14 protein-coding genes and 1 pseudogene are annotated in these 14,082 nt (G+C 47.9%); 14 read left to right on the top strand and 1 reads right to left on the bottom strand.

The window, feature by feature from the left end:
• Positions 1-17: 17 nt before the first annotated feature.
• From nifJ to Q0218_RS11535, 12 genes are all read left to right on the top strand, one after another.
• Positions 18-3,620, top strand: a complete 3,603-nt coding sequence (nifJ, locus tag Q0218_RS11480) for a pyruvate:ferredoxin (flavodoxin) oxidoreductase (protein WP_297969717.1) — start codon at positions 18-20, stop codon at positions 3,618-3,620.
• Between the two features lie 133 nt (positions 3,621-3,753).
• A complete protein-coding gene (locus tag Q0218_RS11485; protein ID WP_297969719.1) occupies positions 3,754-4,260 on the top strand; it encodes a DNA-deoxyinosine glycosylase in 507 nt (168 codons plus the stop codon).
• 107 nt (positions 4,261-4,367) lie between these two features.
• A complete protein-coding gene (locus tag Q0218_RS11490; protein ID WP_297969721.1) occupies positions 4,368-5,441 on the top strand; it encodes a toxin-antitoxin system YwqK family antitoxin in 1,074 nt (357 codons plus the stop codon).
• A 694-nt stretch (positions 5,442-6,135) separates the two neighbouring features.
• Positions 6,136-6,825 carry an aspartate/glutamate racemase family protein gene (locus Q0218_RS11495; protein ID WP_297969723.1) on the top strand — a complete coding sequence of 230 codons (690 nt, stop codon included), beginning with the start codon at positions 6,136-6,138 and terminating at the stop codon, positions 6,823-6,825.
• A gap of 316 nt (positions 6,826-7,141) precedes the next feature.
• A complete protein-coding gene (locus Q0218_RS11500) occupies positions 7,142-7,462 on the top strand; it encodes a DUF2325 domain-containing protein (protein WP_297969724.1) in 321 nt (106 codons plus the stop codon).
• Between the two features lie 3 nt (positions 7,463-7,465).
• Positions 7,466-8,182, top strand: coding sequence for a hypothetical protein (locus Q0218_RS11505; protein WP_297969726.1), 717 nt, complete (start codon positions 7,466-7,468; stop codon positions 8,180-8,182).
• Positions 8,183-8,193: 11 nt separating this feature from the next.
• Positions 8,194-8,685 carry a flavodoxin FldA gene (gene fldA / locus Q0218_RS11510; protein WP_002953717.1) on the top strand — a complete coding sequence of 164 codons (492 nt, stop codon included), beginning with the start codon at positions 8,194-8,196 and terminating at the stop codon, positions 8,683-8,685.
• Between the two features lie 249 nt (positions 8,686-8,934).
• Positions 8,935-9,450, top strand: coding sequence for an S-ribosylhomocysteine lyase (gene luxS, locus Q0218_RS11515; RefSeq protein WP_297969728.1), 516 nt, complete (start codon positions 8,935-8,937; stop codon positions 9,448-9,450).
• A gap of 207 nt (positions 9,451-9,657) precedes the next feature.
• Positions 9,658-9,903: a hypothetical protein gene (locus Q0218_RS11520; RefSeq protein WP_297969730.1), complete on the top strand. Its 246-nt coding sequence runs from the start codon at positions 9,658-9,660 to the stop codon at positions 9,901-9,903.
• Between the two features lie 52 nt (positions 9,904-9,955).
• A complete protein-coding gene (locus Q0218_RS11525) occupies positions 9,956-11,488 on the top strand; it encodes an NINE protein (RefSeq protein ID WP_297969732.1) in 1,533 nt (510 codons plus the stop codon).
• A gap of 143 nt (positions 11,489-11,631) precedes the next feature.
• Positions 11,632-12,012, top strand: coding sequence for a DUF805 domain-containing protein (locus Q0218_RS11530; protein WP_297969733.1), 381 nt, complete (start codon positions 11,632-11,634; stop codon positions 12,010-12,012).
• Between the two features lie 396 nt (positions 12,013-12,408).
• Positions 12,409-12,537, top strand: coding sequence for a hypothetical protein (locus tag Q0218_RS11535; protein WP_297969734.1), 129 nt, complete (start codon positions 12,409-12,411; stop codon positions 12,535-12,537).
• Positions 12,538-12,555: 18 nt separating this feature from the next.
• Here Q0218_RS11535 and Q0218_RS11540 read toward each other — a convergent pair whose 3' ends face one another.
• Positions 12,556-12,747: a hypothetical protein gene (locus Q0218_RS11540; RefSeq protein ID WP_297969735.1), complete on the bottom strand. Its 192-nt coding sequence runs from the start codon at positions 12,745-12,747 to the stop codon at positions 12,556-12,558.
• Positions 12,748-12,833: 86 nt separating this feature from the next.
• On the opposite strand from Q0218_RS11540, the gene Q0218_RS11545 reads away from it, so the two are divergent.
• Entirely contained in the window at positions 12,834-13,409 is a 576-nt protein-coding gene (locus Q0218_RS11545) for a hypothetical protein (RefSeq protein ID WP_297969736.1), read from the top strand.
• Between the two features lie 330 nt (positions 13,410-13,739).
• Positions 13,740-14,082, top strand: a pseudogene (locus Q0218_RS11550) (trimethylamine-N-oxide reductase); the annotation flags it as partial.

Below are 14,082 nucleotides of genomic sequence, written 5' to 3' on the forward strand. Positions count from 1 at the left end.
AAATTGAAGGCGGAAAAATGGCTAAAATAATGAAAACCATGGACGGAAACGAGGCTGCGGCGCACGCGGCTTACGCATTTACGGAGGTTGCGGGCATCTACCCGATCACTCCTAGCTCGCCGATGGCAGACTACACCGATATGTGGGCGGCTCAGGGCAAGAAAAATTTATTCGGCATGCCGGTTAAGGTAGTCGAAATGCAAAGCGAGGGCGGGGCTGCGGGCACCGTACACGGCTCGCTGCAAGTAGGCGCGCTAACTACGACGTACACGGCTTCGCAAGGACTTTTGCTAAAAATCCCGAATATGTACAAAATCGCAGGCCAGCTACTACCAGGCGTCATCCACGTGAGCGCGCGCTCTATCGCGGCTCAGGCGCTTTCTATCTTTGGCGACCATCAGGACATTTATGCCTGTCGCCAAACGGGCTTTGCGATGCTGGCAAGCTGCTCCGTGCAGGAAGTCATGGATATCGCGGGCGTCGCGCATCTAGCGGCGATCAAGGGTCGCGTGCCGTTTTTGCACTTTTTCGACGGATTTCGCACGAGCCACGAGATACAAAAGGTCGAGGTGCTTGACTACGCGCACTTTGATAGGCTTCTTGACCGCGAAGCGCTACAAAAATTTAGAGACGAGGCGCTAAGCCCCGAAAACCCGAAAACTCGCGGTACGGCGCAAAACGACGACATCTACTTCCAAACGCGTGAGCTAGCTAACCGCTACTACGACGCCGTGCCTGATATCGTGGCCGAGTATCTAAAAGAAATTTCAAATATCACGGGACGCGATTATCGTCCGTTTAATTATTACGGCGATCCGCACGCTACGCGCGTTGTGGTCGCGATGGGCTCTGTCACGCAAACTCTAGAAGAAGTCGTCGATCACCTACGCGCAAAGGGCGAAAAAGTAGGCGTGCTAAAGGTGCATCTATATCGTCCGTTTAGCCTAAAATACCTCTTTGACGTGATGCCTGAAACGGTAGAAAAGATCGCCGTGTTAGACCGCACCAAAGAGCCCGGAAGCCTCGGCGAGCCACTATATCTGGACGTCAAGACGGCGTTTTACGGACGAAAAAATCAGCCCGTGATCGTGGGCGGCCGCTACGGTCTAAGCTCAAAGGACGTCGATCCTGCGCAAATGCTAGCCGTCTTTGAAAATCTAAATTTAAGTGAGCCAAAAAACGGCTTTACCGTCGGTATCGAAGACGACGTGACCTTCACCTCGCTAAAAGTCGGCGATAAAATTTCGCTAAGCGACGCAAGCGTGAAAGAGTGCCTATTTTACGGACTTGGCGCGGATGGTACCGTTGGGGCGAATAAAAACTCCATCAAAATCATCGGCGACAAAACCGAGCTTTACGCGCAGGCGTATTTTGCATACGACAGCAAAAAATCCGGCGGCTACACGCGCTCGCACCTGCGTTTCGGTAAAAACCCGATCCGCTCGACTTACCTTGTCTCAAATCCGCACTTCGTAGCCTGCTCGGTCGCGGCGTATCTTGAAATTTACGATGTCATAGACGGTATCCGCGAGGGCGGGACGTTCCTGCTAAACTCGATCTGGGACGCCGAGCAGACGGTTGCTAAACTGCCGAATAAAGTAAAGAAAATTTTGGCCGCTAAAAAGGTAAATTTCTACATCATCAACGCCACCAAGCTAGCTCGCGAGATCGGGCTAAAAAACCGCACGAATACCATCATGCAGTCGGCGTTTTTTAAGCTAGCCGACATCATCCCGTTTGCCGACGCGCAAAAATACATGAAAGAGTACGCGCACAAAGCCTACGCCAAAAAGGGCGAAGCGATCGTGGAGATGAACTACAAGGCCATCGACATGGGAGCGGACGGGCTGGTTAAGGTCGCGGTTGATCCGTCTTGGGCAAATTTGACGGATGACGCGAGCGCGGAGGAAAAATACGTCGGCGACGAATTTATAGAAAAAATCGTCAAGCCTATCAACGCCGCCAGGGGCGATAGCTTGCCAGTTTCGGCCTTTGTTGGCTTTGAGGACGGACACTTTAAATCAGGCACCACGGCCTACGAAAAACGCGGCATCGGCGTGATGGTGCCGAAGTGGATCGAGGGCAACTGCATCCAGTGCAACCAGTGCGCCTTCGTCTGCCCGCACGCGGTCATCAGGCCGTTCCTCATCGACGAAAACGAGCTCGCCGCCGCGCCGCAAACGGTGCAAGATCACGTCCTAGACGCCAAAGGCAAAGAGGTAAAAGGGCTAAAATACAAAATCCAAGTTAGCCCGCTTGACTGCACGGGCTGCGAGCTGTGCGCTCAAATTTGCCCGAGCAAGGAAAAATCGCTCGTCATGGTGCCTTTGGGCGAGGAGATGGAGAAAAACGAGCAGGAAAACGCCGATTATTTGTTTAAAAAGGTAACCTACAAAGACGATCTAATGAGCAAAGATAGCGTCAAGGGCGTGGGTTTTGCGCAACCGCTATTTGAGTTTCACGGCGCATGCCCCGGATGCGGCGAGACGCCTTATATCGGGCTTGTCACGAGACTATTCGGCGACCGCATGATCGTGGCAAACGCCACCGGTTGTAGCTCGATCTACGGCGGCAGCGCGCCTTCGACGCCTTATACGACGAACAAAGAGGGCAAGGGCGTAGCGTGGGCGAATTCGCTGTTCGAGGATAACGCGGAGTTTGGCATGGGCATGAACGTCGCGGTAGAGACGCTGCGCCACCGCATCGAAGACGTAATGCTACGCACCAAAGACGACGCGCCAAATGCCCTAGCCGCGCTATACTCCGACTGGATCGCGCATAAAAACGACGGCGAGAAAACGACGCAAATCGCTAAAATTTTAACGCCGATTTTGGAGCAAAATTTAGACGTAGAGGGCGTGAAAGAAATTTTAGAGCTAAAAAGATATCTCGTCAAAAAATCCCAGTGGATCATCGGCGGCGACGGCTGGGCCTACGATATCGGCTTTGGCGGGCTTGACCACGTACTAGCTAGCGGCGAGAACGTAAACGTGCTCGTGCTTGACACCGAGGTCTACTCAAACACCGGCGGTCAAAGCTCAAAATCAAGCCGCGCGGGCTCGATAGCGCAGTTTACCGCTAGCGGCAAGCCGATGCAAAAAAAAGATCTGGGCTACATCGCGATGACATACGGAAATATCTTCGTAGCTCAAATCAACTCAAACGCGAGCCAAGCAAACACGATAAAAGCCATCGCTGCAGCCGAAGCCTACGACGGACCTAGCCTCGTGATCGCGTATTCGCCGTGCATCGCGCACGGTATAAAAGGCGGCATGGCCTACTCCGGAGGTCAAGGCGAGCTAGCGACCAAATGCGGCTACTGGCCGACCTACATCTACGATCCGCGCCTAATCAAAGAGGGCAAAAATCCGCTAAAAATGACCTCAAAAGAGCCCGACTGGTCGCTTTACGAGGAGTTTTTGCTAAACGAGGTTCGCTACAATTCGCTTAAGAAAACCAACCCTGAGCACGCCGACGAGCTGCTGGCTAAAAACAAGGCCGACGCGCAAAGACGCTACCGCCAGCTAAAACGGCTAAGCTTGGCTGATTTTAGCGATGAGGTCGAGTCTAGCGCGCCTGAAAGCGCCGAGGATGCCTCTGCCGATACCGCAGCTGAGTAGGGCGCAAATTTCTCTCGCCTAAATTTGACGGGCGATGGAAAATATCTGTAAATTTAGCCGCTCGTTCGGGCGGTTAAATTTGCTTTCAAATTTGAAATTTTAAATTTAACGCGGCAAATTTAAAAGGCGCAAAATGAGCCAAACCCATCCTTTTAAACCAATTTTTAATAAAAATTCTAAAATTTTAATCCTCGGCTCCTTCCCTTCCGTCGTTTCTCGCAAGCTGGGCTTTTACTACGCAAATCCGCAAAATCGCTTTTGGCGGGTGCTGGCCGGGATTTTAAACGCTCCGCTGCCTACAAGCACGGATGAAAAGATAAATTTCCTGCTCGCTTACCGCATCGCTATCTACGACGCTGCGATCTCGTGCGAGATAAAGGGCTCGAGCGATGCTAAAATGACCGCCGTCGCGCCTGCAAATTTAGAGCCGATCTTTAGCGGCACGTACATAGCGCAGGTATTCGCAAACGGCGGTAAGGCGCATGAAATCTGCGAAAAATACCTAAAAAATCAAATTTTAAACGCAACTGGCAAACCGCCCGTCAAACTACCCTCGACTAGCTCCGCAAACGCAAATTTTAGCTTTGAAAGGCTCGTGCAAGATTGGGCAGTCGTCGCAGAGGCGCTAAAAGACGGCTAAATTTGACGCGAATTCTAAAATTTAACTCATCCGAAATAATCGCGCCTTCACCTTAAATTTAATTTCAAATTTTAAAATTACCAAAACCAAATAAAGCAGGAAAAACCGTGAAAATCCTAAAATTTCTATTTTTGCTTCCGTTTCTAGTCATCGGTGCGCAAGCTCTAGAGCCAAAAATCGTAATGAAGCCCGAAGCGAGCCTAAAAAACGGCCTTTACTACGTAAAAGGCAAGCTCTACGACGGCACGCTAAAGATGCTTCGATACAGCGTCGAGGACCTATATGACGTAAATGCGATGGGCATTGTCTATCCGAGGCTAAAGCCTCTGCCGCCCACGCTCATACGCGAGATAGACGTGCAGGGCGGCACGGCGGTGCGATACAGGGACTATTTTGACGGCAGGGACAAACCCTCAAACGAATATCCCCTAAAAAACGGCGTTCGCGAGGGCACGGCTAAGCACTACCACGCAGATAGCGGCGCTCTGATGGGCGAGAGCGAATACAAAAATGACGTCCGCGACGGGCGCTACCGCCGCTACTACTTTGACGAAGGCGGCGCGTTAAAGCAGGAGGGCTTTTTCAAGGCGGACAAGCGAGAGGGCATTTTCACGGACTATTACATTAGCGGCGAGGTTAGCGCACGCAGTCCGTACGTCGGCGGGCTTCGAAACGGCGAGGACGTCGACTACTACAAAAGCGGCAAAATCCGCGGCAAGCGAACCTACAAAAATGACAAGCGAGAAGGCGCGGAGACGTGGTACTACGAAAGCGGCGAAACGCGCGTGGTAGAAAATTACAAAGACGGCGAGAAGGACGGCGTCGCGCGCGAATATTACCCGAGCGGTAAGCTACGAGGCGAATACGAGTACAAAGATGGCCGCCAAACGGGCGCGGGGTTGGACTACTACGAGAGCGGGGCGCTAGCGGCGAAAGTGATGTTTAAAAACGGGCGCTATCACGGACTGTACGAGGAGTATCACGAAAACGGCAAGCTAAAAGCCAGAGTGATGTTTGAGGACGGGCTGGAGGTCGGCGAGGCGCGCCACTACTACGCAAATGGTAAACTCGAAGCCCAGGGCGAGTTTGAGCGCGGCAGGCTCATCCGCGCCAAAAAATACGACGAAGCGGGCAAGCTAATCAGCGATAAGTCTGATAAAAACGGACTGCCGAGGGAGTAAATTTAGCTAAATTCGCGGGGCTAATTTGCGCCGCTTAATTTAGCGTTAAAGCCTTAATTTTCGGTATTTATACCGCTTCGGCGGGAAAATCTAGTGCACAAAGCTCAAAAAAGCGGCGAAGCGATAAAAAGTCAAACAAAATCTGCGAAAATTTAGAAATTTTGCCGCGCAAAACGGCTACGCGCAAACGGTGCTTAAATTTCACGGCGCGAGATTAAAGCGCTAAAACGTAAAGCGGCGATGTCTGCGCGGCAAGGAGCGGATTCTAGGCGAAATTTGACGCCAAAACGCGGGTTTTAGGCATTTGCTGGCGTAAAATAGAGGCGGCTTGGGCGTCAAGCTAGCATTTAAAAGACGCCGAAGCTCACCAAAAACGCGGGCACAAACGGGTAAAATTTGCAGGCAATTTTACCTTGCAAAAAATAAAACTTTGCCAAACCGAAAAGCCGTAAATTTAATCCGCCCGCGCGAAGTAATTAAAATGCCGCTTTTAGCCGATAAAATTTACACGCAATTTAGGTCGCTAGCGCGCTAAAATTTGACCACATTTTCGTCGCAGGCTAAAAAATTTATGCGGTTAATTTATGCTCGTTATTTTAGGCGATTACTGCCAAATTTAACGCGGCGGGCCAAATTTAAATTTAGAGCAAATTTAATTTAAAACCGTAAAATCGCCGAAATTTAAGGAGAAAAAATGAAAAAAATCGGCCTAATCGGCGGGATGAGTTTTGAGTCTACGATAACGTATTACGAGCAAATAAACCGCAAAATAAACGAGCGCTTAGGCGGGCTAAGCAGCGCGGAGATACTGCTAAGTAGCGTAAATTTCGAGGAGATCGAGGCCTGCCAGCGCGAAAACAGATGGGAGGACGCGGGCGAAATTTTGGCTCGGCACGCGAGGATTTTACAAGGCGGTGGGGCGGATTTTATCCTCATCTGTACAAACACGATGCACAGGTGCTTTGACGCCGTGCAAGGCGCCGTTAGCGTGCCCGTAGCGCACATCGCGGATGCCACGCTAAAAGCGCTAAAAAATGCAGGCGTCGCCAAGGTAGGGCTGCTCGGCACCGTTTATACGATGACGCAGGATTTTTACAAGAGTCGGTTGATAGAGGGCGGCGCGGAGGTGCTTTTGCCAAGCGCGGGGGATATGGCGGAAATAAATCGCGTCATCTTTGAGGAGCTTTGCTACGGCAAAATCGCGCCTAGCTCAAAGGCGAATTTCTTGCGTATCATCGAGGATTTTAGGTCGCGCGGCGCGCAAGGAGCGATACTTGGCTGCACCGAGATAGGCATGCTGGTATCGCAGACGGATACGGACTTGCGGCTTTTTGATACGACGCAGATACACATTGACGCGGCGGTTGAGGCGGCGCTGTCGTAGTTTTTAGATGCAAAGGGCGTAAATTTACTTTGCGCCTTTAGATAAATTTGCGTAAATTTTACGGTTTGCAGGGCTTTTGGCGCTACTATTTTTAACCGCATTTTTTAAGCCGGCAAAGCTCTTAAATTTATGAGCTTTAATTTCGGCAAAATTTAACGAGGTTTGGGCGGCTTTATGCGACGATTTCTTTGACCTGGTCAAATAAATTTAATAAACGTTACGAATTTCTACTTAAATGATAACAACTCTCATAACTAAGCTATTTTTTAGCTAAGCTATTTTATAATAATCACAATCAAATAAACAGGAGCCCAAAATGTCAGTTTTAGTTATCGGAGCCGACGAGATAACGCCTATAAAAGCAGTCCTAAAAGACCTCGGCGCAGAAGCGATCGAGCACTGGGACGCGCGCAACGAAAACCGCGTAAATCGCAAACCAATCCCGCAAGATACCGAGTGCGTCGTGATGCTAACCAGTTTTTTAAACCACAACACGATGAAAACGATAAAAAACCAAGCTAAAAAGCGCAATATCCCGATCGTCTGCGCCAAAAGAAGCGTCAGCTGCGTGTTTAGCGAGTATTGCAAAGTCTTTGGGCTAGATAAGGAATTTGGATGCTGCAAGGCAAAAGACTAATAGATGAAATTCGGCTTTTTATCAGGTATTGGAGAAATAACTCCAAGTATTTTTTCAGGGCTTGACGCGGTAAATAAAGCCCGAATTTTTATAAATTTATACAACTGTTGCGCAGGTCGCGAGCTAAAAATCCCTCTTTCTTATGCATATTCAGGCTTAAATTTGGAGGGAATTTTTCTAAAACGCATAGAGGATCTATGCGAGTTTAAAAATCCTAGCCGAAGTAAAATTTCAAGCTTTTGTATCGCCTCAAACGTCGTCATCCGCGCCTATAAAACAGGCAAATTTGACGCCGTCCCGCCGCTAGCCGTCTCTCCCAAGCACCCGGCTGCTAAGCTAATCCTCATGCTAAAATCCCAAAACGGAATATGTTTTGACGCGGACATAATGTTTTTTCAGTTTGTTTATGATAAAATACGCGCCAAACATTTTGATAAAAACGTTTATTTTCAAGACGGGATTATCTTTGCAGAGCAGGGCGGGCGCAAGCTTTTCGGCGTTATGCCGTGCTTTAAGGAGATAACCAAAGAGCGGTTTCATCTGGCTAACTGCGAGATCGCTAGAGGCTTTGAGGCGCTTAGCGGCGGAGAGTTTGACAGGATGTTTATCGTAGCTCCGAGAAATGCGAATTTCTCGCGCTACATCGAGGTCAGACGGGAGTGCGGATGCGGCGGATCGCTGCGACTGGTGCCCTACACGATAAGTCATCATATTTTTTAAAGGAAATTTAAATGATAGGTATCATTTTTGGAAGCAGTATGGGAAATACTGAGGAGGCGGCGAGCTTTTTAGCCGAGAATTTGGGGCTAGAAAACGAGCTTTTAAACGTAGCAAACTGCGACGCGGCTAAGCTAAACGGCTTTGATAAGCTGATTTTGGGCGTTTCGACCTGGGGTACGGGCGACTTGCAAGACGACTGGGACGCGTTTGATTTTGGCGGACTAAAGCTTAGCGGCAAGACGGTTGCGATATTTGGCACGGGCGATGCCGAGAGCTACGCAGATAGCTTTTGCGGTGCGATGGGCAAGCTATACGACGAGGTCGTAAAAGCTGGCGCAAACGTCGTGGGTGCAGTATCCGTGGACGGATATAAATTTGACGAATCAGAAGCCGTAAGAGGCGGTAAATTCGTCGGTCTGCCTCTTGATGCGGACAACGAAAGCGAAAAAACCGAGCCTAGAATCAGCGCTTGGATAGAGCAGATCAAGCCTCATTTTGCTTAAAATTTAATACTTCTAGTCGGGCTTTTTGCCCGATTTTTCTTTCAAATTTAACGCTTTTTCTTTCAAATTTGACTTTGCCATATTAGAGCATTAAAGCGATTTTAGCGCGCGGCGTTTGCGCAAATTTTGTCAAAACCGCTTCATAGCTAGTCGAGCTAATGCCGACTTTTAATCAACTCAAATTTGAGCTAAAATTTAGCAAATTTAGCTAAAATCACGCCGAATTTATGTTAAAAATAAGGAGAAAATATGCCTCTACTAGATAGTTTTTGCGTCGATCACGTGAAGATGAAGGCGCCGGGCGTACGTCTGGCAAAGACGATGAAAACGCCAAAAGGCGACGATATAAGCGTGTTTGATTTGCGTTTTTGCAAGCCAAACGAAGAAATCCTGCCCGAAAAAGGCACTCACACGCTAGAGCATCTGTTTGCAGGCTTTATGCGAGATCACCTAAACGGCAAGGGCGCCGAGATCATCGACATCTCGCCGATGGGCTGCAGAACGGGCTTTTATATGAGCGTTATCGGCGTGCCGAGCGAGGAGGCGGTCAAGGCCGCGTGGACGGCGTCGATGAAGGATATCCTAGGCGTCAAAAACCAAGAAGACATCCCCGAGCTAAATAAGTATCAGTGCGGCACGTACAAGATGCATTCGCTTGACGAAGCGCACGCGATCGCAAGCAAAATTTTAGAGCGCGGACTAATCACGATAAATAACGAAGAGATCGCGCTAGACGTCGCTGCGATGGGGCTTAAAAAGCACTAATCGCTCGTTAAATTTAGCCGCCGTTCGTGCGGCTTTTACCTTCGCGGCAAATTTGGGTAAATCTCAAATTTGGCCCGGTTTGCCGCGCTATTACTTCAAATTTTACTCTTTTAATATACAAAATCCGCTTCGTAATAAAATATAACGATATAATTTTAAGCCGTAAATTTATAAAATTACATTAATAATTTTTCTTAAGGAAGTGCGATGAAAAGTTTTAAATTCGTTTTGGTCGCGGCCTGTGCGGCGGCGATAAGCCTAAACGCCGAGGTTTTAACAAAGACGACCGACATATCGCTAGACGGTAAAAAAGTCGGCAAGATCGAGATTTTAACGCCAGTCGAGGTTGTTTCTAAGGACGGCGCAAAAGCCAAAATAAAGGTAAAAGGTGCGGTTTCGTTCATAAACTTTGCTTCATTCATTTTTCCTCCGTTAAAATTTGCCGTAGAGTAACGCAAATTCTTTAAATTTCGGGTAAAATTACTCCAAAAATTAAGGAGCTAGGATGGGAAATGACATCTGGGGCGGCGAAACTAACCCCGCTTGCCTTGCGAATATCAAAAAAAAGGCAGTAAATTTAAACTCCCAAAAGCCGCTAGCTGCGGCACAGGAAAGCTCTGACCTAAAAGATGCGCAGCAAAGCTCGGGCGATGAAATTTTAAAAAGCTCGACCGGCGAAAATTATAACGATGAAATTTTAGGCGCAAATTTAGACCAAGCAGAAGCTGCCTCGTCACAAACGGGCTTCTCGGGCGCAAATTCCGGCACTTTTGGTAACTCGGGCGGCTCGAATTTCGGCAGCAGCCTGGGCGGCGCAAACGGAAGTTCAAATTTTACCGCGGCTAGCGGCAGCGTAAATTTTAATGTTTCAGGCAGTAGCGCAAATTTTGGCGGAAGCGTTGGCGGCGGAAATTTTAACGCAGACAATGGCTCAAATTTTAATAACGGCGGCGGCAATTTAAAATTTAACGGCGGTGGTTCAAATTTTAACGGCGATTATGAGGGCGGATACACCGCCTCGTCCAATATCGCGGCTAAGGCTTACGATATAAATAAGGCCTATGCGTTTTACGTCGTTTTGGGCGCTTTTGGAGCGCACCGCTTCTATCTTGGACGCATAGTCTCTGCTGTATTTCAGCTTTTAGGAGGGTTGGGGTTTATAATATGGGCAGTGCTTGCGGGGGCGTTTTTACTGATACAAAGCGATTTGTTTATCGAGATTATGGCTCAGCTACGCCCAGATTCCAATATTACCGCCTCGGATGTGCAGGAGGTAGCTGCAAATCTAAAAAATCCTTTTATGGTGTTTTCCCTGCCGAATGTGATATTTTTGATCTGGCTTATTAGCGATTTTTTTAAACTCGGCTCGATGGTTCGGGAGCAAAATGCGCGCCTAGGCTTGGGCGAAGTGGATTTCGTATATGAGCGGGACGATAGGAGCGCGGAGAGTCTATCAAATGCCAAAGTACCGCTTTACATCGCGCTTGGGTTAAATTTATTAAACGTTGCGGCGTATTATATTGATTCCGTCAAGGCGGAGGAAGTTGGCAATATCTCATTCATAGCTACCATCTGTTTTGCCGTGGGATTGTATTTCGCCTCCAGAAGCATGCGCTCAAAGAGGCTACTTTTTAACTTCACGATATTTGGCGTATTTTGGTATTTAAACGCTCTGGTGCTTGTAGGACGCGTTTTTTTCGAAAATTCTATGCTGCTAACGGCTTTGGCTACCTTTTGTACCGCCGTTTTTTTGCCGTTTGCGCTTTTGGTTTGCAAGGAGCTTTCCGACTGCTCGGGCGAAAAAACCTATCTGCGAGCGTTTTACGTATTTGCACTGCTAAGCATCATAGATATCGCTTTAAGCGTGCTAAATTCCTCGCTTTATCTACTTGCATCCAATATTGGCTCGGTGATCACGGCGATATTCGGCATCGGCGCAGTTTATGGCACGACGGAATTTCGCGCCTCACGAAACAACTACGATCTGGCGCATCTTGGTATGCACGTAAGGCAGATGAATAACGATCCTATGGACTGATGCGGCTTGCTTTTGCGGCGGAGCTTGTCTTTAAATTTCGCCTAAATTCGGGGGGGCATAATTTTAAAATTTAATCAATATAAAAGATAAATTTAAGCCATGTTGCTATATAATTTACTATATTTTTAAAAAAGGAGTTGAGAATGACTTTTATGGAGTCGGTGCGAACTTGTCTGAAAGAAAACTATTGTAACTTTGAGGGGCGCGCGCCGCGTTCAGAGTATTGGTGGTTCACATTATTTGGGGTACTTTTGGGAATAGTAACGTCGGTACTAGACGGCTTTTTAGGCACATATACCGTTACTAGTTCCGGCGAAACGATCGGTTTTATTAACTTAATCTTTTTGTTGGCAATGCTTTTGCCTTCTATCGCCGTAGCGGTAAGGCGCCTGCATGATACCGATAGAAGCGGCTGGTTTTATCTATTAAATCTTATCCCGCTAATAGGCTCGATCATACTGATCGTATTTTTCGTACAGCAAGGCACTAACGGACGCAACCGCTTTGGAGACGATCCGTTGTGACCTGCAAGCAGAGGCTCGATTTTTTAAACCGTAGCTTTTGCGCGTCTATCGCTTCACGAATAACCTAAATTTAGGGCTAATTCCATTTTGGTTTAGCCCTTTATTTTATGAGTCGGTTTGGCTCAAAATATCCCTCATCGTTTAAATTTAGACCGCCGCGCAGATTCAGACTACAAAATTTTAATTCTATTGCCCTTTAATTTAACGAGCTTTGTAATCGCTGAGGAGACGTTTTGACGAGGCGCACCAAGTAGGCTTGCCAGCGTCATTATATTAAAGGGAAGCTCCACGATCTTATCGGCGTTTGCAATGTGATTTAAAAAATTTAAAATCCAGGTCTGGATTTTCGCAAAGACGATCTCTTTTATTAAAATCCGCTGCGAGTGGAGGTTTTTAATGAGCGCGTTTATGATCGAGCTTGCAAACTCATCTCCGAGCAGCTCGAAAAGCTCCGAGATATTGATCTGCAGCGTCTCGCAGTCGCTTAAAATTTCAAGGCTCGTGTTTTTATCGAGGCAGACGTAGGCGCCGCTTTTTACGAAGCTAAAGATAAATTCTTTGCCGTTTTCGTAGCAGTTTAGCTTCGCTCTGCCGCGCAGCAGAATGATAAAATTTAAACTTCTGCGCGTAGATCACGTCGCCGCGTGCGTAGCTCTCGCGGCAAATTTGAGTAAAGCTCAAATTCGACTCGGTTTGCCGCGCTCTAACTTCAAATTTTACTCTTTTAATATACAAAACCCGCTTCGTAATAAAATATAACGATGTAATTTTAAGCCGTAAATTTATAAAATTACATTAATAATTTTTCTTAAGGAAGTGCGATGAAAAGTTTTAAATTCGTTTTGGTCGCGGCCTGTGCGGCGGCGATAAGCCTAAACGCCGAGGTTTTAACAAAGACGACCGACATATCGCTAGACGGTAAAAAGGTCGGCAAGATCGAGGTTTTAACGCCGGTTGAGGTTGTCTCCAAAGACGGCGCAAAGGCTAAAATCAAGGTAAAAGGCGCCGTTTCGGCAAACTACCTGGCTCAGATACAGCGAAGCGTCAAAAATGCCGAGATTTTTACGGTTTTTGATGCCGAGAGCGAGGCGAATTTTAAGAAAATAAAAGAGGTCGAGGACGACTACGGCGAGCTTTGGTATGAGGTCGAGGGCACGTACGAAGTCGCCGCAGACGCGCTAGGTAGCGACGCAAACGCGCTATATAAACAAGCTCAGCAAAAGTACGAGGAGACCTGCTCGGCGTGCCACCGCTTGCACGAGCCAAACAGCTTTACGGCGGCTCAGTGGCCGGCAAATTTGCAGTCGATGATCGATACGAACTACGTCTCGCTAGAGGAGACGGAGCTAAATTTGATCGTTAAATACCTACAGCATAACGCAAAAGCGGTAGAATAGGGCTTAGCGCCCAGATCAAATTTGCTCGTCGCTTGAAATGTAAAATTTAGCGACGCTTGTTCTTTAAATTTGGATTTTATGTTTTGCGGCGGCAAATTTAACGCTACCGGCTTAAATTTGCGGCGTCTTGCTCGCTAAAGAGCCGCGTTACAAAAAAGCGAGCGCCGCTAATAAAATATGGGTTGTAAAAGTAAATAACGGAAAACGAGTTGCCTAATCGTGCCGATCGCAAGTATCGGCGATTTGGCTTTGCTTGAGTCTGCGACTTCGCGACTGCAAGCGCAAGGCGCGGGGGCTTGCTCCTGCGAGAATTAAATAAGGGAGAAACCGATGAAAAGACGAGATTTCATCAAATTTTCGGCCTTGGCGGCTACGGCTGCGCAGGCTAGTAGGATAGAGGGCGTTACGCAGACGATTTTTGATAACAAAAAGGTATTCGGCGCGAACAGATTCGGGCTTTTTTGGGCAAATACCAACTCAAATCAGATAGTTTCCGTTAGCGATTTCGAGGGCGATAAATTTCCAAATACGATGAATTATAGCCTGCCTGATTCCGTGCAAAACGAGGCTCGCGTGCTATATCCGATGGTGCGCAAAAGCTACCTGAAAGCCAAAGGTGCGGCAAAGAGCGAACTGCGCGGCAAAGAGGAATTCGTGCGCGTTAGTTGGGACG

The organism is uncultured Campylobacter sp., from assembly GCF_938039245.1.
Lineage (GTDB): Bacteria > Campylobacterota > Campylobacteria > Campylobacterales > Campylobacteraceae > Campylobacter_A.